At 49.0% G+C, this 26,080-nt stretch carries 26 protein-coding genes; 8 read left to right on the top strand and 18 right to left on the bottom strand.

What is annotated here, in order from left to right; all coding sequences use genetic code 11:
• Window positions 1-171: 171 nt before the first annotated feature.
• Entirely contained in the window at window positions 172-1,263 is a 1,092-nt protein-coding gene (locus GA003_07790) for a sugar kinase (protein QXD29851.1), read from the bottom strand.
• An 18-nt stretch (window positions 1,264-1,281) separates the two neighbouring features.
• Window positions 1,282-1,926: a bifunctional 4-hydroxy-2-oxoglutarate aldolase/2-dehydro-3-deoxy-phosphogluconate aldolase gene (gene eda, locus GA003_07795; protein QXD29852.1), complete on the bottom strand. Its 645-nt coding sequence runs from the start codon at window positions 1,924-1,926 to the stop codon at window positions 1,282-1,284.
• An 82-nt stretch (window positions 1,927-2,008) separates the two neighbouring features.
• Here eda and GA003_07800 point away from each other — a divergent pair, with 82 nt between their 5' ends.
• The gene (locus GA003_07800; protein ID QXD29853.1) at window positions 2,009-2,692 is read left to right on the top strand and encodes a helix-turn-helix domain-containing protein; all 684 of its coding nucleotides are present in this window, start codon (window positions 2,009-2,011) and stop codon (window positions 2,690-2,692) included.
• A gap of 326 nt (window positions 2,693-3,018) precedes the next feature.
• On the opposite strand, the gene GA003_07805 is transcribed toward GA003_07800, so the two are convergent.
• Both GA003_07805 and GA003_07810 read right to left on the bottom strand, forming a co-directional pair.
• Complete coding sequence (locus GA003_07805; protein QXD29854.1) at window positions 3,019-3,993, bottom strand: aldose 1-epimerase family protein; 975 nt, start codon at window positions 3,991-3,993, stop codon at window positions 3,019-3,021.
• Window positions 3,994-4,296: 303 nt separating this feature from the next.
• Complete coding sequence (locus GA003_07810) at window positions 4,297-5,802, bottom strand: sulfatase (GenBank protein ID QXD29855.1); 1,506 nt, start codon at window positions 5,800-5,802, stop codon at window positions 4,297-4,299.
• A gap of 92 nt (window positions 5,803-5,894) precedes the next feature.
• Between GA003_07810 and GA003_07815 the strand changes: the two genes are divergently transcribed.
• Window positions 5,895-6,278, top strand: coding sequence for a VOC family protein (locus tag GA003_07815; GenBank protein ID QXD29856.1), 384 nt, complete (start codon window positions 5,895-5,897; stop codon window positions 6,276-6,278).
• A 24-nt stretch (window positions 6,279-6,302) separates the two neighbouring features.
• Here the strand turns inward: GA003_07815 and GA003_07820 are convergent, their stop codons facing one another.
• The 12 genes from GA003_07820 to GA003_07875 form a co-directional block, all read right to left on the bottom strand.
• Entirely contained in the window at window positions 6,303-7,646 is a 1,344-nt protein-coding gene (locus tag GA003_07820) for a hypothetical protein (protein QXD30374.1), read from the bottom strand.
• 37 nt (window positions 7,647-7,683) lie between these two features.
• A complete protein-coding gene (locus GA003_07825; protein QXD29857.1) occupies window positions 7,684-8,427 on the bottom strand; it encodes a copper homeostasis protein CutC in 744 nt (247 codons plus the stop codon).
• Window positions 8,424-8,846, bottom strand: coding sequence for a VOC family protein (locus GA003_07830; GenBank protein ID QXD29858.1), 423 nt, complete (start codon window positions 8,844-8,846; stop codon window positions 8,424-8,426). The genes GA003_07825 and GA003_07830 overlap by 4 nt, the downstream gene beginning before the upstream one ends.
• 22 nt (window positions 8,847-8,868) lie before the next feature.
• Window positions 8,869-8,964, bottom strand: coding sequence for a ThuA domain-containing protein (locus GA003_07835; protein ID QXD29859.1), 96 nt, complete (start codon window positions 8,962-8,964; stop codon window positions 8,869-8,871).
• Complete coding sequence (locus tag GA003_07840) at window positions 8,948-9,667, bottom strand: ThuA domain-containing protein (GenBank protein ID QXD29860.1); 720 nt, start codon at window positions 9,665-9,667, stop codon at window positions 8,948-8,950. The genes GA003_07835 and GA003_07840 overlap by 17 nt, the downstream gene beginning before the upstream one ends.
• A gap of 15 nt (window positions 9,668-9,682) precedes the next feature.
• Window positions 9,683-10,633 (bottom strand): N(4)-(beta-N-acetylglucosaminyl)-L-asparaginase, encoded by a 951-nt coding sequence (locus GA003_07845; GenBank protein QXD29861.1) that lies wholly within the window; start codon window positions 10,631-10,633, stop codon window positions 9,683-9,685.
• A gap of 15 nt (window positions 10,634-10,648) precedes the next feature.
• Entirely contained in the window at window positions 10,649-13,891 is a 3,243-nt protein-coding gene (locus GA003_07850) for a c-type cytochrome (GenBank protein ID QXD29862.1), read from the bottom strand.
• Between the two features lie 125 nt (window positions 13,892-14,016).
• Complete coding sequence (locus tag GA003_07855) at window positions 14,017-15,381, bottom strand: Gfo/Idh/MocA family oxidoreductase (protein ID QXD30375.1); 1,365 nt, start codon at window positions 15,379-15,381, stop codon at window positions 14,017-14,019.
• A 137-nt stretch (window positions 15,382-15,518) separates the two neighbouring features.
• Entirely contained in the window at window positions 15,519-16,457 is a 939-nt protein-coding gene (locus GA003_07860) for a sugar phosphate isomerase/epimerase (GenBank protein ID QXD29863.1), read from the bottom strand.
• A gap of 97 nt (window positions 16,458-16,554) precedes the next feature.
• Entirely contained in the window at window positions 16,555-16,989 is a 435-nt protein-coding gene (locus GA003_07865) for a PepSY domain-containing protein (protein QXD29864.1), read from the bottom strand.
• A gap of 30 nt (window positions 16,990-17,019) precedes the next feature.
• The gene (locus GA003_07870) at window positions 17,020-17,649 is read right to left on the bottom strand and encodes a PepSY domain-containing protein (GenBank protein QXD29865.1); all 630 of its coding nucleotides are present in this window, start codon (window positions 17,647-17,649) and stop codon (window positions 17,020-17,022) included.
• Between the two features lie 52 nt (window positions 17,650-17,701).
• The gene (locus GA003_07875) at window positions 17,702-19,141 is read right to left on the bottom strand and encodes a Gfo/Idh/MocA family oxidoreductase (protein QXD29866.1); all 1,440 of its coding nucleotides are present in this window, start codon (window positions 19,139-19,141) and stop codon (window positions 17,702-17,704) included.
• Between the two features lie 755 nt (window positions 19,142-19,896).
• Between GA003_07875 and GA003_07880 the strand changes: the two genes are divergently transcribed.
• The 4 genes from GA003_07880 (at window position 19,897) to GA003_07895 (ending at window position 22,573) form a co-directional block, all read left to right on the top strand.
• The gene (locus GA003_07880; GenBank protein ID QXD29867.1) at window positions 19,897-20,649 is read left to right on the top strand and encodes a hypothetical protein; all 753 of its coding nucleotides are present in this window, start codon (window positions 19,897-19,899) and stop codon (window positions 20,647-20,649) included.
• A 25-nt stretch (window positions 20,650-20,674) separates the two neighbouring features.
• The gene (locus tag GA003_07885; GenBank protein QXD29868.1) at window positions 20,675-20,815 is read left to right on the top strand and encodes a hypothetical protein; all 141 of its coding nucleotides are present in this window, start codon (window positions 20,675-20,677) and stop codon (window positions 20,813-20,815) included.
• Between the two features lie 237 nt (window positions 20,816-21,052).
• A complete protein-coding gene (locus GA003_07890; GenBank protein ID QXD29869.1) occupies window positions 21,053-21,391 on the top strand; it encodes a hypothetical protein in 339 nt (112 codons plus the stop codon).
• A 240-nt stretch (window positions 21,392-21,631) separates the two neighbouring features.
• Window positions 21,632-22,573: a CIA30 family protein gene (locus GA003_07895; protein QXD29870.1), complete on the top strand. Its 942-nt coding sequence runs from the start codon at window positions 21,632-21,634 to the stop codon at window positions 22,571-22,573.
• Window positions 22,574-22,722: 149 nt separating this feature from the next.
• Here GA003_07895 and GA003_07900 read toward each other — a convergent pair whose 3' ends face one another.
• Complete coding sequence (locus tag GA003_07900; protein ID QXD29871.1) at window positions 22,723-23,811, bottom strand: CehA/McbA family metallohydrolase; 1,089 nt, start codon at window positions 23,809-23,811, stop codon at window positions 22,723-22,725.
• A 16-nt stretch (window positions 23,812-23,827) separates the two neighbouring features.
• A complete protein-coding gene (locus tag GA003_07905; protein QXD29872.1) occupies window positions 23,828-24,592 on the bottom strand; it encodes a carbon-nitrogen family hydrolase in 765 nt (254 codons plus the stop codon).
• 49 nt (window positions 24,593-24,641) lie between these two features.
• Between GA003_07905 and GA003_07910 the strand changes: the two genes are divergently transcribed.
• Window positions 24,642-24,875: a hypothetical protein gene (locus GA003_07910; GenBank protein QXD29873.1), complete on the top strand. Its 234-nt coding sequence runs from the start codon at window positions 24,642-24,644 to the stop codon at window positions 24,873-24,875.
• Between the two features lie 205 nt (window positions 24,876-25,080).
• Window positions 25,081-25,965 carry a PIG-L family deacetylase gene (locus GA003_07915; GenBank protein QXD29874.1) on the top strand — a complete coding sequence of 295 codons (885 nt, stop codon included), beginning with the start codon at window positions 25,081-25,083 and terminating at the stop codon, window positions 25,963-25,965.
• Window positions 25,966-26,080 lie beyond the last annotated feature (115 nt).

Raw genomic sequence — 26,080 nt, forward strand, 5'->3', positions numbered from 1 at the left:
TCGATAGGTGAAGGAGCGCACATGGGTGCGTGACTGAGCCGGGAGTGAGGAACAACCGGCATGTTGGCCCGAGGATGGGGGCAATCCGGATATCTGTGAGCTTCAAGTATTTTGCTTTGGTGCAATCACCAAATGAGTCCAATAATTGGCCCCATCCGCCCCAGGCAGAATCTACCGGACTACGCGGCCTGATCCGCCAGACTTGATCAGCGCTTCGACTTCCTCTTGGGTGGAGAAGTTGTAGTCTCCATAAATCGAGTGGGCCAAGCAGGAGGAGGCTACTGCGAAATCAATGGCTGCTCCTGGCTCAGAAAGCTCCGGTGTATTGAGTGCGAATATGAGTCCAGCGCCAAAGGAGTCGCCGCCACCCACACGGTCTACAATATTGCGAATTTCAAAGGGCTCATAGTCAGCGCCATTATCGGGCGAGAAAACGCTTTGCTTGCTTTCGGCATCGTAAAGCATGGCTCCCCAATTGTTATGCGAGGCAGAAATACTTTCGCGCAAGGTGATCGCTACCTTTTTTACGTTAGGAAATTGGCTTACGATTATTTCAGCAACTTGCTTGTATTTGGTCGCATCGATCTTTCCGGAATGTACGTCTGTATTCTCAGCGTGGATACTAAGCACATCTGAGGCATCCTCTTCATTGGCGATTACCACATCTACGTGAGGAAGTATGCGGCGAATTGTTTTTTGGGCCAGATCGTTGGCTGAAGTTCCTGGTTCCCAGCGCCAGAGTTTCTTGCGGAAATTCAGGTCACAGGAAACGGTAAGGCCTGCTGCTTTGGCGCGTTTTACTGCTTCCAGGGTTGCCTCTGCGGATTGCTCTGAGAGGGCAGGAGTAATGCCTGTGGTGTGAAGCCAGCCGGCTCCGTCTGTGATCGCATCCCAATCATAGGCATCGGCTGGAGTCATGCTAACGGATGAGTAATCGCGATCGTAAATGACTCGGCTAGGGCGCTGGTTGGCGCCAGCTTCTACCCAATAAAGTCCCAGGCGGCCTTCGTCCGTGAGCACGATGCTATCTGAATCCACACCCAGTCCACGAAGGTTTGCCAGGCAAGCTTCCGTAACATCGTGTTTTGGAAGAGCTGTGACAAAACGAGCTTTGCCACCCAGCATACTTATCGAGGCAGCGACATTGGCTTCTGCTCCTGCAAAAGTAAGATTAATATCCCCAGGTAGAGTCTGGCGGAAGCGTTTGAAACCGAAAGGGCACAAGCGGCCCATAATTTCACCAAAAGTTACGATCGTTTTCATAGGTCTAAAAAATAAAGGTTAAATGGAATCAGCAATGGTGCGGGCTTCTCGAGCGTTGGCTTCAATCGTGTCCCAGTCTTCAGCGTTAATAAAGTCCTTTTTGGCAATCCAGGATCCGCCAATGGCTGAGATGAGCGGAGACTTCAAGTAGTCCACCATATTGGTAGCATTCAATCCACCAAGTGGAATGAAATCCAGGCCGAGGTGTTGATAGGGAGCAACCATGCTTTGAAGGTGTTTCAATCCTCCGGATGTTTCGGCGGGGAAGAATTTAATCGTTCTGCAACCCAACTCAATCGCTGCCTCAATATCGCTGGGGGTCATGATTCCGGGTCCAAACGGAAGGCCGCGATCTTGTGCGTATTTAACGATCTTAGCATTCATACCCGGAGCTACTCCAAATGCTGCGCCTGCTTCTACCACCTGGTCTACTTGCTCGGTAGTCAGAATGGTGCCTATTCCTGCAAGCATCTCAGGCACTTCAGCTTTAATCGCTCTCAGGGCAGGTAAGGCTGCCTCTGTGCGCAAGGTGAGCTCCATAGCTCCTATTCCACCTCGGAGTATGGCTTGGGCTACGGGCACGGCGTGATCGGCATTGTCGATCACGAGCACAGCCACAACTTTGGATTCTTTGATTTTGGTATGAAGTTCTGCGGGAAACATGATTTTATTTGGATTATTTGTCAGTATAGTTGACAAAAAAGATTGAATAGTCGACAGCTTGAAAGCTCGCATAGTATTGTCAATGGAAACCAAGCACCTAGCTACCTCTTTATTCAAAGCTCTGGATGTCCTTACTCTTGTCAGCTCGAAGAGCCCCTCGGGCGTGTTGATTGCTGAAGTGATTGATGGAATGTCACTGCCTCGGAGTAGCCTTATCCGAATATTGGACAGTTTAATCCACTACGGATTGGTGGAACGGCTGCCGGATCGTCGCTATGCGGTCACAACCAAATTCTATGACTGGAAGGCGGAGGATGCTGGAGCACAATTGAAACGGCACTTCGATCCTTTGATGAAAAAAATCACAAACGAGGTCGGAGAGATGACGGTGCTTGGTCGATTGGTGGGGCGTCGTATTGAGCACATACATTGTGTAGAGCCCGAAATCCGTGTGCGTGTTATTCCACCGGTAGGTCGAAATTTTCAATTACACACCATGGCTATGGGCAAACTGGCATTAACCGTCCGGCCTGATCTCATTCCCGATGAGGTTTCACCTCGCTTAAAGAAGGAAATAAATGCTGCCACGAAAGAGGGTCATGCCTGGAATCGAGGAGATTCAGAAAATGGAATCATTGCTTGGGGAACCTGGTTGGGAGAACCGTCTCCTTTGACTCCGATGATTGCTGTTACCTGGCCGGACTTTCGCTTTTCTGAGAAAGCGCTTAGGCAAGTGAAGAAGGTTTTGAGGGAGTCTTTGAAGTAGCATAGGCATCTTGCTAGAACCTTATACACAAGCATTCGCGCAAAGAAAACTAACACAGTTTAGTATAACCAATAAGGCGCGCATACTCTTGGATGGTAGGGCTCGATCGCCGAGTGAGCCTTCTGATCATGGACCTAACTAAACACAGCGCCCTCGGCGAGGAGGCCCTACCTATAACGGAATCCAGAGAAGCCTAACGTTCTATAGCCCTTATAATGGCTCAGAATAGATATGTATAAGGCTCTAGCGTCTTGCCTGTATTCTTCCGATGAACTTCGAGGCGGCATTGCGGGGACGCAATTGCCCTACCTGAAACGAAGGATCATTTACTCCTTCAACGCTCGAGTACCTTCCTTGGGGTTTATCGTAATCGAATATTGATAGGTCCGTGACTGGCCTGCTGGTAACGCAATGAGGAAGTCTTTATCTTCTATGGCCAACGAAGTTTCTTGCAAGTCGTGGTGAGCGACCATCGGTTCTATAGCCGCGTAAGGCATTCCAGGGGGTGACCAAAGGTTGCTGTTGGGGAAATCGCCAAGATCTACCGTGATATAGGGTTTGCGGCCTTTCAAAGCGATGCCGATTTGTCGTGATGTGTTGTCGTAGAGAAACATGCCACCATTTGGAATGCGTTCGTCACCCAAAGCCAGTCGGTCTTCGTTTTTGAGGAAGTCGAGTTTGTTTTCTTGGATGAGGCTGTCGATGATCTCGTTTCGCTTTACGTGCATCTTTTCTGCGAAGACGTATTGGTAATTAGACCGTTTGCGCTTTTTTGTGAGTGGCGCATTAAATCCAGGGTGACCGCCTAAAGCAAAATACATCGTATCGGTACCTTTATTTATCACTTTGTATTTTTGAAGAAGCTTGAGCCCTTTTAACCGGGAGACGACTCTCAATTCGAAGGGGAAGGGGTAGTATTTAAGCGTGTCTTCTGACGACCTTAGAACTTGGACGACTTTCGCGTCTTTCTTTTTATCGCCTTCCTTAGCCAAAGTCTCAAATTCGGCAATGACCGCGAGTCCCATCCGAGGCATTTCGTATTCTTTGCCCTGATACGTGAATCGGTTGTCTTTAAAACGAACATTCACCGGAAACATATTGGGGGACCGGTTAGCCCAATATTCTGGATCGCCCTGCCATAGATACTCAATGTCCGAGGGCAGGTGTTTGATGCTTTGGAGTTCAGCACCTTTGGTAGCGAGAGTTACAGAGAGCTCTTCATTTTGAATGGTCACCTGATGATGGGCAGCTTGAAGTGAAACGGAAAGCAGTCCGATTGAAATGAAGATACTGGATTTCATAGCCGATCAATTTATGGAGATTGATCGAAAACGGTCAATGGATAAGCTTTTGATTAAACGTTTTGATGTAGGTGCTCGCCGATCACGATGGAATCGCAGTTTTGACGGAGTAGAAGTGTTGGGCTTGACGAGCGATAGGCGATGGAGCGCACATGGTGCGTGACTGAGCTGAGAGTGAAGGAACACGCAACAAATCGGCCCGAGGATAGGTGGAACTCGTTTGCCCGAGAGAATTAATCTGTGTTAAAGCTTAGGGCCTTAGGTAATACCTTTACTGTTATACCTATCCGATCAGGACTGCGATTACTCGTAACGCCATTTAATGATCCACGGATCATCCATGACTTCTTGATATTCTTTTAGTTTAGCTTGTAGCCGCTCTAGGACTTTTGCGTACTTGGGGTTCTCTGCCAGATTCTCATCTTCGTATTCAAGTTTGCTGATGTCGTAGAGTTCCCAGGCCGGACGATTTACGTATTTGTCGACAGTCATCATTCCGTACTCGGTATCAGGGCCTTTGGCTAGTTGCGCTTGCCAAGTTGAGCTGGCCCAGAGGTCCGAAGCAAAGGGATAGGGGAGGCCAGCCGCGATATTCCATATCAACTTGTATTGGCCATCGTTGACCGAACGCATCGGATAATACATCTGGATTTCGTGGAAGGTGTGCGAGCCGAAGACGACTTCCCAGTGGTTGGCCTGGGGCTTGCCCAGGATTCCGATCCACGATTTGCCATGATAGCTGTTGTAGTCGTTCTTGCCCATATTCTCCATGAATACGTAGTCCTTGTCTTTCCAGTAGTCACCCGCTTTGACCAATTTCTTTGGGGCATTTTTCTGTTTGTTTAACCCACCGGCGAAATCAAGTAGAGAGGGGGTGATGTCGATGTGGCTGATCATCGCCTCACTAACGACGCCACGGTTTTCTTCGTAGGGGTTGCGAACGACGAAGGGGACTCGAAGGCCACCTTCAAAGATGGTCGTCTTTGCTCCGGCGAAAGCCATACCGTGATCGGCGGTGAATACGATCATCGTTTTATCGTAGAGATCGTTTTCCTTAAGGATTTCAATCAGGCGTGCGACTCCCTGGTCGATGCGTGCGGTGCTCTGGTAGTATTGGGCAAGCTCGCTTCGCGATTCTCGTGTATCGGGCAGAAACGGTGGAATGATGACGTCGTCTGGGCCGTAGAATTTCTCATCTACTCCTGGGAAGGATCCGCGGTTGGGTTTATTGCCAAACAGGTTAGGTTTAAACTTACCGTCCCAGCTTTCATCATCTCCGCCGCCCCGGTGAGGGTCGGTCGTTGCGAAATAGAGGAAGAAAGGCTTTGAGTCATCGGCGGTAATGAAATCCTCAGAAGCATTGGCCATTTGGACCGCGTTGCGACCTTCACCCTTTAAGTAATGTTGGTAGTGGAAGACCTCTTCAGGCGCTACGTGGTATTTGCCAATTTGCGCGGTGCGGTAGCCTTCATTGGAAAGCACTCGTGGCAGTGAGAGACTCACTACGTTGCGGTAAGACTCAAATTTGTGGTAGTTGTGGGTGTGACCGTATTGGCCGTTGTGGTGATTATGTAGGCCGGACATAACAACCGAGCGGCTGGCCGAGCAACTGGCAGTCGTGGCGTATGCTCGTCTAAACATCGTGCCATCGGCCGCCAAACTATCAACCGCAGGCGAGTAAGCCGTCGTATCGCCGTAGCACCCGAGGGTTGGACTCTGATCGTCCGTAATGATGAAAATAATATTTCGCTCAGCTGATTGAGCGGAGAGTGCGAAATATAGGGTAAAGAATAAACTGAGGTATCTCATGGCTCCATCAAGAATTCACGAGGTCAACTGTTCAACTCCATATTTCAAATGGCTGATTGAATTGGGGCTTAGAATGGTGCAAGTTAGCTCGAGTGAAATTTGAGCATTACGCGATTAACGTAGCGGACGCAGCAGCTGTATCCCACTGGTATATTAAAAACTGCGGCTTAACAGCCCGTGTAGCGCTAGAAAAGGAGCCATTTACCCACTTCTTGGCAGATGATACCGGTCGCGTATTTATTGAGATCTATTCCAATCCTGCAGCTCCGTTCCCTGATTATTCGGAAATGAGCCATTTCCTTTACCATCTCGCTTTCGAAGTATCGGATGTGGAGGCTAAGAAGGAGCGCCTCATGGCTGCTGGATGTACCTTTGTCGAGGAGTTAGGCGACGGAGATAAGACCCGCCTTGTAATGCTTCGAGATCCTTTCGGAATCGCATTGCAGCTTTGTATGCGGGAGAAAAAGTTCTCTTGAAACCTGCCTCTGGAAATGACCGCCTTACTTTGAGCGTAAGCCAACGCTGTTGATGGCGATTACCTCGTATTGGTATTCTTTGTTGAACAAGGCTTGAGAATCAACGAACTCGAAGGACGGTAGTCGTTCCGGTGTGTCCCCGTAGCTGATTCCTTGAAGCAGGGGACTCCCGTAGGGATTGTTCAGGATTTCGGGAATGCGTCCGATAACTTTGCCGTCCCGTAAGATTTCAAAGGCTTGTATGTCGCTTTCGAAATCTATCTGAGCCTGCAAGTTAAGTCTACCATTGATCTTGTTTACTCTGAGGTCGGTTGGAGCAGGGGGAGGTGTTGTATCGCGAACAGTTCCGGTTTGGACAAAATCTTGCCAGGCTTCTGCGATCCATTGATTAGGTAACCAGTTGGCCTGTTTCTTGTCTCCTGAGTAATCATCAAATGGTATGGGCATGGTATCGCTCTCGAGGAGGACCAACCAACCTTGGGATTCATCAATCGTTTTCAGCGGATCGCCCGGTTGGTCTGGTAATCGCAATTTGAGGCTGGCCTCAAAAAACGGAATAGACAGATGTCGGGAATCACCATTTTGGTGTCCGGATTTTGGATCTGGCGTAAAAGCGATAGGGATACCCTTCGCCCGATAGTCGCGGGTCATCTCCAGGCTTCCATCCCAGGCTGTATGAAACCTTTCGTGAGTTTTCTCCTCAATTCCTGGATTGGCAATCATGGGGATGTGGTAGGCGGCGGCCGGAAGATCCTGAAGAGTGAAGCCACCCTCTCTGCCATAGGCTGTGCCTGATTGATACCAAATGGCGACAATACGTTCAGGATAAAGCAGTTTTAAGGTACTTGCCCAATATCCACCTCCCGAATGCCCCCACACGCACCAAGGTGCGTCGGCCACTTCCGGATGGCCGGATGCGGTCGCCAGTTTTCCCAGAGAATGAACTAACACTTCTGCGGAACCGTTTCGCGCATCACACCAGAGACGGCAATCCTGTTCTTGTCGTTGCCGAAAACTGGGACCGAGCAACGCGCAGTCATTCCTTCTCGCGAGTTCTTGCCAGTGCAGATCATGTGCAGCGGTAACGCTCTTTGAGTTGGCTCCTTCTCCACAGCCATGTTGATGGATGATTATACCACGCACCACATCTAGCCCCTCCGGTATCCATAGCGTGTATTGGACGGGGATTAAAAGTTGTCCAGGCTCTGGCTGATCGGGCCTTTGATAACTGACGGTGTAATAGGGTGCTGTATGAGATTCGGGAATGTAATGCAGTTCGAGGGGATCCGGCACTTTTTCAGCGATTAACCATCCGGTAAAGACCCATTGGAATAGAACGATAATAGGTAGGAGAGTTTTTACAGATATGGTCGTGTTGGTTATTAATTACTGAAATCTGGGCCAATTAGCATACAGTAGTTTCGGCCGCTGTGCGGTAGGCACGAATCCGTTCTGGTTTCACAACGGTCTTTTCGTACTCAGGGGCGCCTGGGACTCCCATGAAAACTCTTGGATTTGTGTAGGTCATTTCGCTGGGGATTTGGTGTTTCCCCGTGACATGGCATTCTACAGCTTTGGTTTTGGAAACCAGTTCTCCAATATTGTCCTCTTTTATGCCACAGCCAGGAAGGATAATAATTCGGTCATCAGCTCGTTCTATCAACTGCTTTATTAGATCGATCCCTTTATCGGTCGAAGGTTCCTGGCCCGAGGTGAGTATCCTGTCTACGCCAAGTTCAATGAGATCCTCAAAAGCCTCGAAGGGATCAATGGTCATATCGAATGCGCGATGAAAGGTGACGCTTAATGGGCGGGACGCTTCAATAAGTTTCGCAGTGCGTGCTTTGTCGACTCGGCCATTGGGTGTGAGTAGGCCAAATACGACACCGTAGACTCCCAGTTTTTTCGCTTCCTCGACATCTCTAAGCATGATCTCGTATTCAAGATCTGTATACAGGAAATCTCCGCCGCGAGGGCGAATCATCATCATGACTGGAATGGAGACTCTTTCCAGGGTAAGGGCAACGGCACCTAGGCTCGGTGTCGTGCCGCCTTCCATCAGGTTGTCACAGAGTTCGACGCGATCGGCTCCGCCGGCTTCAGCGTTGATGGCTGACTCGGCCGATTCGATGCAAACTTCTAGAATCATTGTCCGATGTCCTCCCAGTTGTGGTGCTGGTTAAAGAACTCGATCTCTTCTCCGTTGGGTCCCCAGACGAATGCCAGGGTCGCATGAAAGCCGTCGTCTAACTTCACAGTCTTCGGCTCCACCTTAATTTTATAGCCCGCTTCACGACAACGCTCAATCGCAGCAGGTACATCATCGACCGCCAAGGCAAAATGCCAGATGGGCAACTCTTCCTGGTTGTGATCAATAATCTTGGAGCTGCCATCATGGTTAGGTGAGAAGAGCTCTATAAGGCTGCCGTTTCCTAGATCGAGAAACAGTCCGTCTCGAACCGGGAATTTGACCGAGGCGACTTCTTTAAGTCCGAGCACTTCTGTGTAGAAGTGAACAGAGCGTTCAAAGTCCTTAGCCTGGATAGCGATATGGTGGAGTGTCGTCATAGCTTGTCGTAAAATCGTTGGATCAATCTTTGTGTTCTTTGCCCGCAGCCCAGTTGATTCCATCAAGCAAGTGTTGGATGAATTCCTTTTGGCGAAAATTTTCAGCGTAATGGCCCATGTTCGTATACCAGACACGTCCGCCCTTCATATTCCTGGGTCCAAGTAACTGGGTAATATTCGGGCAGAAGGGGTTGATTGGTTTTTACATCAGCTGCAGCGATAATCTCTTTGCTGCTGAAATTTGGATGATAATTCCAGAAATACCATTCGACCTTATAAAGTATCCATTCCTCTGGGAGGCTTTGTGTCCAATCATCCGAAGCGTTAACTGACATGATTCGGTCAGCATAACCTCGTCGATCTTGAGGTCCTTCTTTGGGGCCTGATTTGTGGAGTACTCCCCAGAGACCATACCAGAATGGCCACTCGGCTTCGTTGTTCTCTTCGATACCTTTATGTGCGTGAGTAGCTCCGTGAATCCCGACTACGCCTCCATCATTTCGCGCCCACTTCTCGAAGGCCATTCTCTCCTCCTCGTTGAAGAGGATGCCTGTATTGTTATCAAGGATAATGACATCGATGCCCTTTAAGCCTTCATCGGTGAAAATCTCGCTGTCACTGGATTGTGTGAAATCCCAGCCATGCTTTTTAGCCAGTTCTGGAAACACGCGCTGGGCTTCCTCCCTTGCCTCAGTATGATCAAAGCGGGGTGAGCTTTCCGAATCTGCTCCGAGTTTATCCGTTCTGTGGATACGGAGACTTGCGGAAGCCGATGTAGCTACGATTAGTGAAAACAATAGAATAAGACTGAGCCGTGTCATATTGATTCAGGCTGATTATTTCTCTTTTTTCATCAGCCTGCTATCCCCGTCAAACAACTGATTGCCGTTATCCGGATCGTATGCGGCATATTGAAATCCGGGTTGAATACAGTAGGCTCCATATTCGCCGTTTTTATTCAATGCAAGAAAACCGACCTGGATATCTTTCCAGTCAGAGTTTTTAGATATGAGTCTTTCGACGGCCAGGCGACAAGCTTCTGTAGGTGAGTGTCCCTGTCTCATGAGTTCCACAACCAGGTGTGAGCCGCTTATTCGAATAACGGCTTCTCCCCAGCCTGTAGCAACGGCGCCGCCGACTTCATTGTCGACAAACATGCCGGCTCCGATGATGGGTGAATCTCCCACGCGGCCATGGATTTTAAATCCAGCCCCACTGGTCGTGCAGGCTCCTGATAGATTGCCATCTTTGTCTAAAGCGATCATACCAATGGTATCGTGATTTTCGGCATTGATTTCCTGCTTCTTGCCTTCCTCGTTCTCTGCCCGCCATTTTTTCCAGCGGGCCTCTGCCTTGGCAGTCAGTAGGTCAGCTTTTTCAAACCCCTGTTCATAGGCAAACTCCTCGGCACCTTTTCCCACCAACATAACGTGGCGGGTTTCTTCCATGACCTTTCGTGCCACGGATATCGGGTGTAGGATGTTCTGTAGAAAGGCGACGGACCCACAGTCACCTGTTTCGTCCATGATACAGGCATCCAAAGTAACATTCCCGTGCTCATCGGGTGTGCCTCCTATTCCAACGGATGCATTGTTCGGGTCGGCTTCAGTTACGCGCACTCCAGTTTCCACTGCATCTAATGCACGTCCGCCTTTGGAAAGCACTTCCCATGCAGCCTCATTGGCTTGCATGCCAAACTTCCATGTGGAAACAACTACGGGTTGCTTGGCTTGTGCCCAGGTGGACGCTGTTAGGAGGCAAGCAAAGAGTATAAGGTGTGCGTTCATATGTGAAGTGGGGGGTTACTCACCCATAGGGTGTTCCTTCAGGATTTCCTCCACCATGTAGAAACCCTGACGATCTTTTACTTCGCCACGAATGCGGGTCACAACATCAGGATCAATCAAAGTTGCAGGCCGCCCTTTGATAGAGGCAAAGTTTTCGCGCACATAGAAAATCACCGCTGCTATTTCCTCGTCGGTCAGCATATCCTGGAAGCCAGTCATGGGCGGAACCCCGGTGGATGGGTCATAAGTCTTGCCGTTGACATCAATAGGGCCCCAAAGGCCTTTCATGATGACTTTGATTAAGCGTTCATCGTCTCCACGAATCCATTTGTTGTTATTGAGTGGTGGATAGATGTTGGCTACGGTGCCTTTGCCATCTTCGCCGTGACAGGTAATGCAGTGGGCATCTCGCGAATAGACTTCGCGACCCATTTCGAAAACCTTCAAAGCTGCAGCAGGCATATTCGTTTGAGGAGGGCGTTCGTATTTATTTTCGTATACGTAGGGTGTAAACTCCTCACCCGATGCGTAGCTTAGTGCCAATGGATTATTGGAAAGATCGATACTGCCGCTTTGGTGCAGAGAGCGAATGTCATCACCCAAGGTTTCCATGATCGCCGTTATCGTGTGGCCCATCCATTTTGTGATTGGGTTCCGAAGCCCTTCGATAGTGATAAGAGCACCTTCTTTGTTATCCATCCAAGACGAAGCCACAATGGCTTCCAGACGCACTCGGGGGTGACTGTCGTTGGCGGCTTTGAGGAATAGCTCCATGTAGTCCTCGATTTTTTGATACGTGTAACGAAGCACGCGAACAGCGCCCGAACGAGTTTGGTGTTTCGTTTCGTTCAAGCATTGGCGAAGCAGTCCTTCATCCACTTGGTGGTGTCCCCAGGTGACCCACAGTGCTTCCAGTAAGTGGCGCTCATAATAAGGGTCGCTACGGTCAAGGCCGGCTGCCCATTTACGGACGGCGGGAAGGACGTCTTCTGTGTCACGTGCTTGTAGTTCACGCTGTGTCCGGTAGCGAGTGCGATACTCGGGGAGTTTCAAGTTTTCCAATAGATCGGGGATCTTGGCTCCAGCTACCTTGGCTGGCTTTACGAGTGGGCGGTCTGGATAGGTTATGCGGTAGATGCGGCCGTGGTCATGGTCGCGATTGGGGTCGCGGGCCGAGTGCTGCATGTGGCCGATCAATGGGTTGTGCCAGTCGACAATATAAAGGGATCCATCGGGCGCAAACTCCAGGTCGACGGGGCGGAAGTTAGGATCTTTGGAATAGATTAAGTCCTGTCTTATTTCTCCTGTGAATCCGCCTTCGTCATCCTCCCAGACTTTGTGCTGTTTGGTGCCAAGGAAACCAATCGTATTGTTTATCAAAAAGTCTCCCTGGTGTTCTTCTGGGAAATGGCGTGAGTAAACAAACTCTGCACCCGAGGTGGGTCGAACGCGGTGGGTGGTGAATTCGTCAACCTTTGCGATTTCGTATCCGTGAGGCACTTTAGCCGAAAGGGGAAGTGACCACCAGTTATTGCCGCCAGAGGCGTCTGCCAGGTAATTTTGACCCCATTCATCGTAGGCGATTCCCCAGGGGTTGTTTACATCTGTCTGCATGAACCGATCAAGTTTCCAGGAGTGAGGATCGAAGCGCCAGGCGCCACCATCGGTCATGCGTTCAGGACCGTAGGGAGTTTCTACCTGTGAGTGAAGGAAACGACCTTCGCACATATAGAATGCGCCGGAAGGATCACTGGTGTAGGCTGAGATGGCGTGATGGGTGTCAGCGGAATCGAAACCCGCAACCATAATCTCTGAGCGGTCGGCTCTGTCATCTCCGTCATCATCGATGAGTTTGATTAAGTTGGGTTCCTGCGTGACGTAAACGCCGTCTTGGGCGATTTCAAATCCCATCGGCAAGTGTAGGTTTTCTGCAAATACGATTTGTTTGTCGGCTACGCCGTCGTTGTTTGTATCTTCAAATATCAGGATTTTGTCGTTCGGAAGAGGGTCACCGGGTTCCCAGTGCGGGTAGGAGGGCATGACAGATACCCAGAGACGTCCTTTATTATCGAACGCCATTTGGACCGGGTTCTTCAGGTCAGGGAAACTTGAGTGGGAGGCGAACTGGGAGATCTTATATCCGTCGGCGACTGTAAATTCATCCATCACTGCCACATCATCGAGAAATTCAATCGGCAGGGTGTAGTTGGTTTCTACATTGACCAGGTCTCTGGTCTTTTTGTCGTCAATGACCAGGTCGCGTTCGTTACCTTGAACGACGGCGTGAATCTTCTGATCCCGCAGAGAGGTCATCTCGCGGAGTTTGAGGATTTCCTCTGGGTAATTAACGTTACCGTAAGGTTTGTGGCGTCGACCGTGCACGTGCACATCGTTGAGCATGCGGTAATCGTTATACCAGTACCAGTTCTTCTCTTGGACTGCTTCGTATGCTTTTTCGCGAGCGGTGCGAGACAAGGTTTTGGAATCCCTTTCGCCGGACAATGCAGCCAGTAATTCTTCAGCGAGGAGCTGGTGTCCTCGGTCATTTAGTAGAAAGCCGTTGATGGTGAGTGGTTCATCGGAATAACGATACCACTCACTGGATGGCCCATAGAGATCAATGAATCCTATGCCTCGGTCATGAGCTACCTGACGCATGGTCTCGGTGTAAGCCGCTAGGCGTCGGTTTTCTTGATTGCCCGTGGGTAGGTCGAAATCGGCCGAGCGATCCTCAAATGCGATAGGCGAAACCAGAATGATGCGTGGCGCCGACTTTCCATTGTATGCCTGCTCGTTGGTATGGGTAATCCAAGCGTCCAACTCGTTGTAGAAATTGTCGAGTCCTTCAAAGCCATCGAACGACTCATTGTAGCCAAAGAATGCCAGTATCGTGTCCGCAGCCACCGTAGTTAGCCACTCGTCTGGCATGGGATAGAACCCACGACCGTCGTGGAAAGTTTTGTCTGGGTGAAATTTCTCAGCACCGGGGAAGGCCCATTGGGTCTCGCGTGAGGAGTGTGCTCGAAATCCCGGTGTATCCCCGGGGAAGCAGAGGTTCCGAACGATGAGTTCGTCCTTAGGGAAACGACGCTGCAAATCGGTTTCAAAATAGGGAAAGTGAATCATCCGCTCGCCGAGGCCATTTCCAAGAAGGACGAGGTGTTCGCCTTTTTTGAATTTGAGTGGCAATGAATCGGCGAATGCAAAAGTGCTTACCAGCGTGGTTAGGGTAATGAGCGCGAGGCTTTTTAACTTCATAGATAAGAGGTGTATGTAAAGTGCTTGGATTGGGAAAGAGGATTTTTTCGGGATATCTTAATAGCTATGACCGGATGATGGATATCCTGTGAACACAGGACAAAATTGAGTTTGGTTTAGCTAAATTAGCTTTGTTTCCAAAGCTCGTCACCCATCTCCCAGCCTCGACGCACCGGTTCCTTGATAAATGTGTTGAGCTCCGGCTGATCGGACACCTCCATTTTCTCGGCATCCCATTCGAAGCTTTTGCCTGTTTTCTGAGCGAGAACGCCCAGTAGGCCAACTTCTGTCAGGCGGCTGGCGTAATCAAAATTGGATCCCGGTTTAGGGCCTTCGTGCTTGATCGCCCGAACCCATTCGTCCACCTGATTGCCCTTGATACGTTCGAATGTCTTGGGCGGCAGGTTTTTGCGGAAATCTTGCCAATATTCTTCTGGATACAGGCGGGGGCTGTTGGGGCGGTTATTGTGAGCAATGACTCCTTTATTACCGACCATCGCCATGTTGAAGTCGTCGTCCCATTCTCGTTCGCCATTGGTGGGATTGGTGAGTGGCTTGCGGCCTTCATACCAGGACACTTTGAGCGGGGACTTGCCCTTGCGAGGAAAAGTCCATTCCACAACAGAGCTCTGCGCTACGATCCCAGGATAGGGGTTTTCTATGTCCCTGACCTTGATTGAGCTGGGCATCCCGAGCTCCAGTGCCCAGAAGGGGGCATCGAAGGTATGGCAGATCCAATCTCCTAACTGACCGTTGCCGAATTGGAAAAAGCTGCGCCAGGATTTGGGCAGGTAAATATTATTGTATTTGATGTCGCTTGCTGTGGGACCTTTCCAAAGATCCCAATTCAGGTGTGTTGGTTCTGCTTCTGGTTCAGGAGGTAATGTGGAAGGTAGACGAAAGGACTTGTCCGGACCAAACAACGGACCTCGGTTGTAAATGATCACTTCCTCAATGTCTCCAATAGCCCCGGCCTGATACCATTCTTTGACGTAGCGGATGCCTTCTGTGGCATGCCCCTGGTTTCCCATTTGGGTGACGACATCGTAGTAGTTGGCTGCTTTACGAAGGGTGCGAGCCTGCCAGACGTTGTGAACGAGGGGCTTTTCTGTTAGGACATGTTTCCCCATGGCCATCGCCGAATAAGTGGCCACGAAATGAGTATGGTCTGGGGTGGCAATTACAACGGCATCGATTTCTTTGTCCTGCTTGTCCAACATTTCGCGGAAATCCTGATACTGAGGAATCATAGGAAAATCCTTATAAGTGCTGGCACCATTTTTCTCATCCACATCGCAAAATGCGACGAGGTTCTCATCGACCAGAGCATTGATTGAGGCACGTCCGCGTCCGCCAGCTCCGATCACGGCAACATTGAGTTTGCTGTTGGCCGATGCACCTGCACTGCCAATGGCGAATTTGGGGAGACTGACAGAAGCCGCCACTACGGCAGCTCCTTTCATGAAGTTTCTTCTGTTGAGGTTATTCATGTTGTTTTTCCTAGGGTAACAAAGTTTCGGGGTTAAATATTTGGGTATTCGTTCGGCGCGGCAGGGATGCCGTCTCCCTACCATCTTGTATGAGAAAGGTAGGGCAAGAGCGTCCTCGCTCTGCCATTCTGATCTTCTTAGTACGTAAACGCATCTCGTAATAGCTTCAAACTTTTAGGAATGGCCGTGCGGTAATCTTCCATGCCTTCAAATTCCAGGGAGATCCAGCCATGGTAATTGTTTTTATGTAACATCTTGGCGACTGCCGGATAATCGATATCCAACTCATACCATTGACCACCACCGTAGTAGGTCTTGGCCTGAACGAAGAATGCGCGTTCGGCCATGACCTCGAGTTGTGCGGTTCGATTTTCCAAAAAGTTTCCGGTATCGAGGGTGACTTGCAGCCAGGGAGAATCGATGGCGTCGACTATGCGCAATACACCTTTGGCTGTCAGGCCGAGTCCCCAGTGATTTTCCAGTCCCATGACTACGCCGTGTTTTTCTGCAGTGGGTAGACATTTTTCAAAAGCTTCAATGACCCAGGGAAATGCATCGTCCTCAGTGTAACCTGGTAACGGAGGCTCGATACCCTTATCGGCCATCAGTTCGTTGAAACTTCCAGATGTACCCCAGCGGCCGGTGTTTACTCGCATGGCTGGTATACCGAGTCGTCCACAAATCTCGATCTGTCCAATGGTCAGATCTATATTGCGTTGTCGCTCTTCCTTGTCCGGGGAAACAAACCCCTGGTGTGTGGACATGGCGCACAACGGAAGGCCTTGACGAAAGGCATGCCGTTTGAGCGACTGCATGTAGGAATTGGAGAGCAGATCGTTTTGCTCAAATTGGTAAAGGAGAAGTTCTACACCATCAAATCCATACTCGGCTGCGATATCGATACACTTATGAAGGTCTCGCAGTTCGTCATTGCGGAACCGCCAGAGTGAATAGGTGGAAAGTGCTATCGGATTGGAGCGCCTCGATGAAGCATGGGAGGCGGCATTTCCGACGGTAGCCAATCCGGCAAGGGGTAGGGCAGCCAGGGAAGATTGAAGAAAAGATCTGCGATTCATTAATAACCGAATAGTCGATTGTTTGAAGAACGTCCAGAAGACTTGTTTGATCCTAGGATTTTAATCAGTGAATTGGACCAGCTCCTAAACCTGGAGGCTAACTGGCTCTTCGTTTTACCCGCCTCCAACGCTTCACTGAAACCCACAAACCGGTAACCACCAACACGGTTCCGCCAATGGACAATAATCCCCAGATGAATTGAGGAATCGTTCCATAGGTTCCAAAGGTATGTAGTCTCCCAAAGTTGCGTCGATACCAGGCAACCATGCCTTTCGCTTTTATGCTGCCGTCTCGACGTTCCAATTCTTCACCCGTGTAAGGGTTCATGTAGAGTTGTATGTTGTTGTTCGAACCCTCGCTGAAGAAGAAGGCATGAGCGGCGCTTTCACGGTTGGAAGGTTGGAAACCCGTCCACCGAACATCGGCCATCAGTGATTTTACTTTTTCAACTAAAGGATCGATCGGGAGTTTCTCGACCCCTGCCGGTGCGGTCACGGTGGGCCGTGGGGGTTGGCTAGGAGTATCCTGCATCTTGTCTAATAACGGCCAGACATGGCGACCCTAGGTAAAAGTGAGGCCCGTTATCCCCATGATGATGAGCGGAACCAGTGCGACTAATCCCAAGGCATTGTGCCAGTCGAGGGCCTGGCCTCGTTTCCAGGCACGGACGAACGTGCGTCCTCGTAGTGGCCACCAAAGGACCAGGCCAATTATACAGGTTAAGGCGAGGATTAAGGAGCTGATCGCTGCTAATTGCTGACCGATTTTTCCTGCGGCCAAATGTCTGTGAATATCAATCATTAGATGACTGATCGAAAACCCATCATTTAAGCGGATGAGTTCTCCTGTGTAAGGGTTCAAGAACACACGTCCACCTGAGGTATAGGCACTATAAGCATGTTCTGGAGATCTGGGAATCCCTAGGTGGTTGACCCGCAACGGAGGATCAGCTGTTCGATAGGCATCTATAACTTCCGCAACCGAGAGCGGATCTTCAGTAACTTCCAGTTGGAACAATTCTTTTTGTTCCAACTGGAAAATTTCCTGTTCAAAAATTAAGATGCCTCCAGTTAAACAAATGAGCGCAATAGGGATAGCAGCAATCCATCCAATCCAGAAATGCAGATGAAACCAGATGGAACGATTCTTTTGGGATCCTTCCGTGGTGAGATGCTTATTCGTGGGGTCCATGTGTAGAAGCAAGAAATGTGAATGGACTAGTCAAACTAGTCAAAGCTTCCTGTTATGATTTCACAAATTTCCCAGCTGTCTTTGCAGTCAAATCCTGTGCTCGCCATCCTTTGCGAGCTTTTACATCGACCAACTTAGCGGCTTCAGAATTGTCATTGGTGATCTTCATTTTCATCGGATCCCAAACAACTGACTGGCCGGTGCGAATCGCCATCGTTCCCAGAACAATAACTTCGGTCAATGGTGCCGCGTAGTTGAAATTTGAACACGGTTGTTCACCCGTGTTTAGGCCATTCACCCAATCTGCAAAAATTCCATCCACACGCGGAATGGTTTTGGGAACCCGCTTACTCGGATTCTTCCGGTATTCCTGCCACATGGAGTCGGGGAGAAGTTGCGGGCTGTTGGGGCGCATTCCAGGATGGTAGATGGCTCCTTTGTTTCCGATCATGATCATGCCATCCACCGGCATCTTCTTTTCGCCGAGTAACTGAGGCTTGATAGGTACCGTAGGGCCTTCGAACCAGCGAAGTCTTACTGGAGGCTGACTACCGCGTTTGGGGAATTCGTATGAAACGATGGAGCCGTTAGGAGTTACCAGTGGATCGACTCGCTCCACATCGACATCAATCCGAGTTGGGTAGCCTAAATCCAGTGCCCAGTAAGGTGTATCAATCGTGTGGCAGCCAATGTCGCCTAGGCCACCGCAACCGAAGTCCCACCAGGCACGCCAGGTGAAAGGATGCAGGTCGTCGCTATAGCCTACTTCTTTTTCAACGGGTCCTTTCCAGGCGTCCCAGTCGATGTCCTTGGGGACTTTCACTTTGGGAGGAAAGCTCTTTGAAGTGAGTCCCTTAAAGCCAAAACCTTTTTCCGGACGATTGGTCCAACAAATGACTTCTTCTACATCACCAATCAGTCCGGCTTGATACCATTCCTTAATCAGGCGGGCTCCTTCGAAGGAGTGGCCTTGATTACCCATTTGGGTAATCAGGTTATTCTGATTGGTCAGTTGTTGTAGCGTGCGCAATTCCGTCACCGAATGAGCAAGTGGCTTTTGAATAAATACATGCTTGCCCATCGACATGGCCAGGTGAGCGGCGGCAAAGTGAGAGCTGTCGTGAGTGGCGATACCCACCGCATCGATTTTGTCACCCATCTCAATGAACATCTTGCGGAAGTCCTGATAAATTTTTGCACCTGGATAAAGTTGTTTGCATCCATCGATGAAATTCACCGGTTTGCCATCGATATGTATAGGAGTGCGGCTAGGGTCATTGCGAAGATCCACATCGCAGAGCCCTACGATATTGCAGGCACCAATAAAGTTTCGAAGATTACCGATGCCTTGTCCTCCGAGTCCGACCCAGGCCAGGTTGGGCTTTTGGGCTGCATGGGAAGCACCGATTCCGAGATTTGGCAAAATGAATGGGGCCGCCATGGATGCGGCTGCGGTTTTAGTAAATTGTCTGCGACTTAGGATCTGTTGCATTTGCGTTGTGGGGTTAATCGATGTGATTGATTAAAAGGGTTGTGCTACGGAAGTGTTTATTGGTTCTCCTGAGAAGACATTTCTAGCAGGTTTGTCAGATCCGATGTAAACAGAATGGTTTCTCGGCTGGTAGATATGTGGTTGAAAAGATTTTTCTAAGACACGGCGAGTATAAAGAATCTCGTTTTATTTAATGTCGATACCTTGAACGATTTAAGCCTTCGAAGTTGGGCGTTTTTAAGTTTACTGTTCGTGAGCATTTGTAAACCAAAGTTAATATTTGCAGCTCTTTGTTTTGCTGAATGATCCCACTTTCTTTGGATATTCCATCGCGGAACAAATGTCGAATGATGACATGCAAAGTAATATTTCGGTAGTCGATTTTGCTGGTTTTCTCCATGAGAATCCTGGCGCACGGAGAGTTTGGGAAGCGCGTGAAATGCGCATTCTCAAATACAGAAGAATATTAAACCCGGACCAGGAAGATTTTTCCTTTTGGAGGAAAGCCATCCTGGCTCACCTTAAACAGTTGGATCAAGAGAACTCTATGAGCAAAACGCAATGATTATTTCTTAACCGCTCCAACTACGCTAAAGCTACGATGGACACGTAATCACGCTAATGAATCCTAAATTTTTAAGACGCCAAAAACTTCACCCTGTAATCTTTGTTACCTCCGTTTCATTGAGCGCAAGCGACTGTTCAAATTCTGATTTAACCTACCGATGATCACCGATTACTGAACACTAAGACTCATGCTCTTTATCCTCCGCCAACTCCGCCGTTCATTTTTCCAGCCAGGGAAGTTAAAAACCTACATCGCTTATGCCGTCGGCGAGATATTGCTCATTGTGATCGGTATTCTAATCGCTGTGCAGATCGGGGATTGGAAGGAAGCGCGGAAGTTGGACCGACAACGACTGGAGTTAATCGAGAACTTAAAAGCCGATTTTAAAACCAATTTAGAACGGTTGGACGGAACCCTTGCGGTCGTTGATTCCAGTATGGAAGACCTCGGTCTATTTCTTGATGTGGCTGCTGCCGATAGCAGTCATTTGTCCCTAGAAGCGTTACAAGACTTGGCCTCAAAAACGTGGACTCCCATCACGTCTCGGCCGGCCATGGGTACTTATAACAGTGCAACGGATGATGGCTCAATCAGCTTGCTGCAAGATGGAACATTGATGGAGCTGTTTATTGATTTTGAGAAACATGTCAGCTACTACGTCATCAATCAAGATCTGCAGCAAGATGCTAATATAACTGGGGAAGTGATGAATATCCGTAGGCGTCTTGGCACGATGGCAGTTCTCAGAGGAGACCATCCTATTCTTAAAACACCAGAATCGTATCGTCTGAACGACGAAGAATTCCCTGCCTTGATTGCCGAAAAAGATGTGTATGCTTATTTCCGGACCGTATACGCTTTGCAGGACAATCAGCGTAACCGTCTCCAAGATGCCAAAGGCAAAACCGTGAAAATTCTAAACCTCCTCAACGAACTCTAGTCCTCTCGCCCCTGGTCTCGAACTAATGCTCTTTATTTTTAGAAAACTCCGCCGCTCCTTCTTTCAACCAGGAAAGTTTAGAACTTACATCGCTTATGCCATTGGTGAGATCCTCCTGATCGTCATCGGTATCCTGATTGCACTGCAGATTCAGAATTGGAACTAGGGCCGTTTGGACCGCATCGAAGAGCGCTACCTCTTATAAGAACTCGTCGACAACCTGAACCAGGAAGCCGAGCCACTGGAGTTTGGCATTGAAATGATCGAAAAGCAACTCGAAGCCTTTTCGGGAATACATGCCTTCTTTGAGGCCGATTCAGTAATACAAGATCAGCTTCAAGAACAGCTGAGGTTGTGGGGTAGTCATTTTGCTTTTAATCCTAATACCTAAGCTTACGAGACGATGAAAAACACGGACCTGGGTTTTTCCAATCGTGAATTGAAAGCAAGGCTCGTTGAGTATTATGCTGTAGAAAAGGTGTTATTAGTGGAACGCTTAAGGATACACAAAAATTTAAATGAGGAATTCGTCAGGCCCAATGCCATAAAATATTTCAACTGGGATCCAGCGCTCGGAAAGTGGATTACGAAGGATATCCACGATCCGGAGTTCAAGGCTGCCCTCATAGAGCCTCTGGGTTTTTTATCCGTTAATGTAAGTTTAGAGCTTACGGCTTGTCAGCATATTATGAAGATGAACCAAGAAATCCTCGCGGTAGTGGAGTATGAACTAGAAAACTAAAAACAGAAAAGAGGCAGCCGCAAAAGAACACAAAAATCACAAAAAGAAGAATAAACCTTTGTTTCCTTGGTTACCTTGAGCGCAAGCGACTGTTGTATCTCGTTTAATTGTTCTGCTGTTAGTGTGATAGGATGCTAGTGAACAATTTTTAAATCATCGGAAGTTCGATTTTTTCTGTTCTAGTTTCTTCGCCCCTTGATTTACAGGTTTTTGGGTGTAAGATGAGGTAGTTTTTATTGCATGATGAATCTATTAACTGCAAGCCGAAACGATAAGCCTTTTACCGCGAGCGTCAGTGGCATTGCTGGTTGGCGACTCGATATGGCGTTTGTGCTCGCTCTCTTAGCCATCTTTAATCCGCTTTCATATATGGTTGCTGCTGACACGATTGCTTCCTTTGAAGACCCCAGGTTTATTGAAGACTGGGCCGTAGTGAATGATACGGTAATGGGCGGTGTCTCCCGGAGTCGTATCGATCAAACAGATACGGGGAATCTACTTTTTACAGGCGAGCTGTCTCTGCGAAACAATGGCGGCTTCGTATCAATACGCAGTCGCCCCAGCCGGCTTTCTCTACAAAACGCGGGTGGCATTGCACTCTGTGTGCGAGGAGACGGACGTACTTACTATCTTGATCTAAGGGCGGGCGACCAAATGCGAGGAGGCTCCTTTCGGGCCCCCTTTACCACGCTCAGGAATGAATGGACCGACGTATTTATTCCGCTCTCTGATTTCTATGCGCAATCCTTTGGTCGCGTGTTGCGCAGCGTCTTGCTTGATCCAAGCTCGATTAGTTCCATCGGATTTACTCTTTCGGATAAGACGCCGGGGGCTTTTCGCTTGGAGGTTGAATCGGTCAAACACGCTGATGCCGGATCGTTAGATGTCTCTCAGTTGCAAGAATTTAATCCATCTGATCAACCACGAGTCCTCATCGAACTCGCCATCGCTAAAGGTGTGCCGCTGTTTAACGATGGCAATGAAGCGGCCTGTGCGGCTGTGTACGAAATTGCCTGTACGGCCCTCCTTACTATGCCCGGGGTTTCTGATGCGTCCATCAATCGACTGCGTCGGGCGCTTAATGAAATATCGGGAATTTCCTCTCAGGCACAAAAAGCATGGGTCCTACGCTACGCCCTCGACGATACCTATCAAAGCTTGGCGATCAGCGAAGTGAATTGATCTTCGTAATGATTTTGAGTGGTACCCAGTAACTCTCATCAGATCTACTAAGCCTCATATCATCTAAAGTCCGGAACAGCTCTCTCTAACCTTGTAAGAGCATCAAAGGATGCTTCGCTGATACCTTGCCATCGTTGGGATGGACCTGATTAATTGGCGGTCTCTACTGGCATGCTGAACGAACGGATAAACACGGGTTGGCCCCAGGCGTAGTGTTCTTCATAGCCATCATCGGCGTTCTTTTGAGTCAAGGTGACGCGGGCGCGAACATAAGCTTGTTTCCAATCGATCTGATAGCTGCTCTGGGTTCCGTGTTCCGTCTGCAATACCTGGCGATTGGGTCCGAAGAAATCAATGCGGTAGCCTTCCGTTCCATTGTCCGTTTTTAGACCACTCCAGGCGGGTAGATTCGCGAGCATGATTTGCGTCTTCTCCTCATCGACCTCGATCGTATAAGAGTCGGGGGTTTTCTCATAGGTTTTTAGATAGACTCCATTGCTGGCATAGAAATCCCCCGAGCGCATTGCTTCGGTGATGGCATCTGGAGTCAGGTCCTTAGCGCGCACCATAACCCAGCCTAATCCTGGATTGGATTGATTGGGACCAATGGTTTGAAGGATGTGTGCATCGTCAGATCCCACGCCATAGATATGCATACCTTTAGTAAGTAGCTCATCCCACAGCGGTTCCGCAGTCCGGGGGTAGCCCATGCCTTTTCGTTTGTAGATGTTGTTCCGCCGGGTGCTGGCATTGTATACCTCCATCATATGGACATTCTTCGCTGGTAGAATGTCAGGTGCCTTGAGGTTGGATCCTCCATGTGGGTGATTGAGAATGGCGGTTCCTCCGGCAGCTTCGGTTCGTTGGATGTGATTTTCAATAACTTCCGAGACTGACACTCCTTCATCTTTCCAAGCGACCAGTCCGTCGATATTCATGGCCGTCGTATGGACACGTTCACCTGTGATTTCCTGTCCGGGAATAAGAATGAAGTCTTTCCGTTTATTTGCCGGCATTGCCACCGTGGCTGGATCAATGAACTTGTTGTGCTCGCTTAAGATGAGGAAATGATAACCTAAATCGTGATAGGTTTTCGTGACATGCTCTGGAGTAGAGTCTGCATGACCACAAAGCTCAGTGTGCGCATGGGTGTTGCCGCGGTACCAGGTGTCCTGATCTGCACACCCTTGTAGAATGAGCAGGACTAGGATGGCGAAAAAGGAGTTTTGGGTAGTCATAGGCAATGATTGCTTCTTAAGTCTTCATATCATCCAACGCGCGGAAGTCATCTCGCCAGGCTTGTAGGGAATCGATGGATACTTCGGCTGAAACGCAGGTTTCATCGCCTTCATTTATTTCAAGAATTTCTCCCTGGTGGTCAATGATTTGACTGTGGCCGATATATTGAAACTTGGGGTCAGCTCCGACGCGATTGTTCCCCACCACAATCGCCTGGTTTTCAATGGCTCTTGCTTGGAGTAGAGTATCCCAATGATGGGTGCGCGTGGATGGCCAGCTGGCGATGACGGTGAAGAGGTTGGCTCCTGCTTTGACTCCACGGCGGTAGAGCTCGGGGAAGCGCAGGTCGTAACAGATGGTGGGGCAGATGGTAAATCCCTGCCACTCGAAGGTGAAGATCTCCTCGCCGGAAATATAATGATCCGTTTCTCCAGAGTAACTGAAGCAGTGGTTTTTTTGATAGCCGCCGATCTTGTTTCCATCAGGTCCGAACACGGATAGGCAATTCAGGCCTTTCCCAGATTCGTGTTTGAATACTAGTCCGCCGATAACACAGCTTTTGTAATGGGCAGCCAGATTGGCCATGAAAGTTTCTGCATCTGAAGGTTCGTTTTCCTTCACCCGGTCCACATTCATGCTGAATCCACTGGCGAACATTTCAGGTAGGACAATCAATGAACCTTCTGGAATCGTGTGTTCAGATAGAAGCGCGCGAACCTTGTCCAGGTTTCCCGGACGGTTTTCCCAGAGGATGTCAAATTGGCAGGCAAAGATGTGCATGTTCGAAGACACTTTACAGATAGCTGCAAAGTTTCAACGGTGAAGGTGAATGAACGCCGAAGAAGAACAACAGATCGAAAAGCTACTCAGAGATAAAACCAATCCCTGCAACCATAACGCTGCCTTGACCTGGTTGATTAATTACTTGGAAGAGGGGGATATTCTAAACCTACCTCCTTCTAAGCGCACCCTGGATGCTTTGAAAACCTATAGTGCCGATCGATCCGCTGATAAGCTCCTGAAATCAAAAGCGAAGAAAGCTATAAAAACATATCAGCGGTAACCGTATTCTTTAGAGTAAGATTTTAAAGAAGTTAACCACTAATGGACACGAATTATAGGAAATAAAGCGCAGAACTACTTTAGGAATTATTCGTGTACATTAGTGTCCATTCGTGGTTAACTTATATTAGTATTATTGCCAATTTTTGGTTCGCTAGCGAGAAATAGGAGGCCCAGGATGAAGATTCAAAATCCTTTATTCTGTTATGATCTACCCTAAAACTCTTCGTTTCGTTCTTCTTGTTGGTTTAACGTTTTCAGTCGGACTCTTTGCCCAATCGGACAAACCACTCCGTGTCATCTGTTTCGGTGCTCACCCGGATGATCCTGAACTCCGCATGGCGGGTGTCTCCGCTCTCTGGGGAGACAAGGCCGAGGTCAAATTTGTATCTTTGACTAATGGTGATATCGGACACTGGAGAGAAGCAGGTGGTCCTTTGGCTATTCGACGCACCCACGAAGTAAGCAAGGTCGCTGAGGCCGTAGGAGCATCGTCCGAGGTGCTTGACATTCATGATGGCGAGCTGATGCCGACTTTGGAAAATCGCAAAACCATCATTCGCCTGATCCGTGAGTGGGATGCCGATATTGTTTTGAGTCACCGCCCCAACGACTATCACCCAGACCACCGGTATACGGCGGTGCTCGTGCAGGATGCCGCTTTCATGGTTGCCGTTCCATTTATCGTGCCGAATGTGAAACCGCTCGATAAGAACCCGATTTTTCTCTACTACACAGATCGCTTTCAGAAACCGAATCCGTCAACGGCAGATGTCGTGGTGAATCTGGATCCGGTCATCGATCAGACCGTAGATGCCTTGTCTATTATGGAGTCGCAGTTTCTTGAAGGAGGGGCCTTGGGTTCGGAAGAAAATCTGTGGGACTCCGAAGCTGAAAAGCAGGAGAAGGTCAAGGAGATGAAATCCAATTTCAAGAGACGCTATTCTCGCGTAGCGAATAAATGGCGTAGTGAACTCGTCGAACGCTTCGGTGAGAAGAAAGGCAAAGCCATCAAGCACGCCATCGCCTTTGAACTCTGCGAATATGGGCGTCAGGCCAGCCGGGAGGAATTGGCCAAATTATTTCCTTAAGAAGCCACGCCCGGTATTGATTTGTAAGAGGGCTTTCAATTTTCGAACAAAGCTCGCTTCGACGGGTCTCTGATTTTTACGCGCAAAATCGGTAAACTAGTCCGTGGTAACACCA

The organism is Opitutia bacterium ISCC 52, from assembly GCA_014529675.2.
In the GTDB taxonomy this organism is placed as follows: domain Bacteria; phylum Verrucomicrobiota; class Verrucomicrobiia; order Opitutales; family UBA2995; genus UBA2995.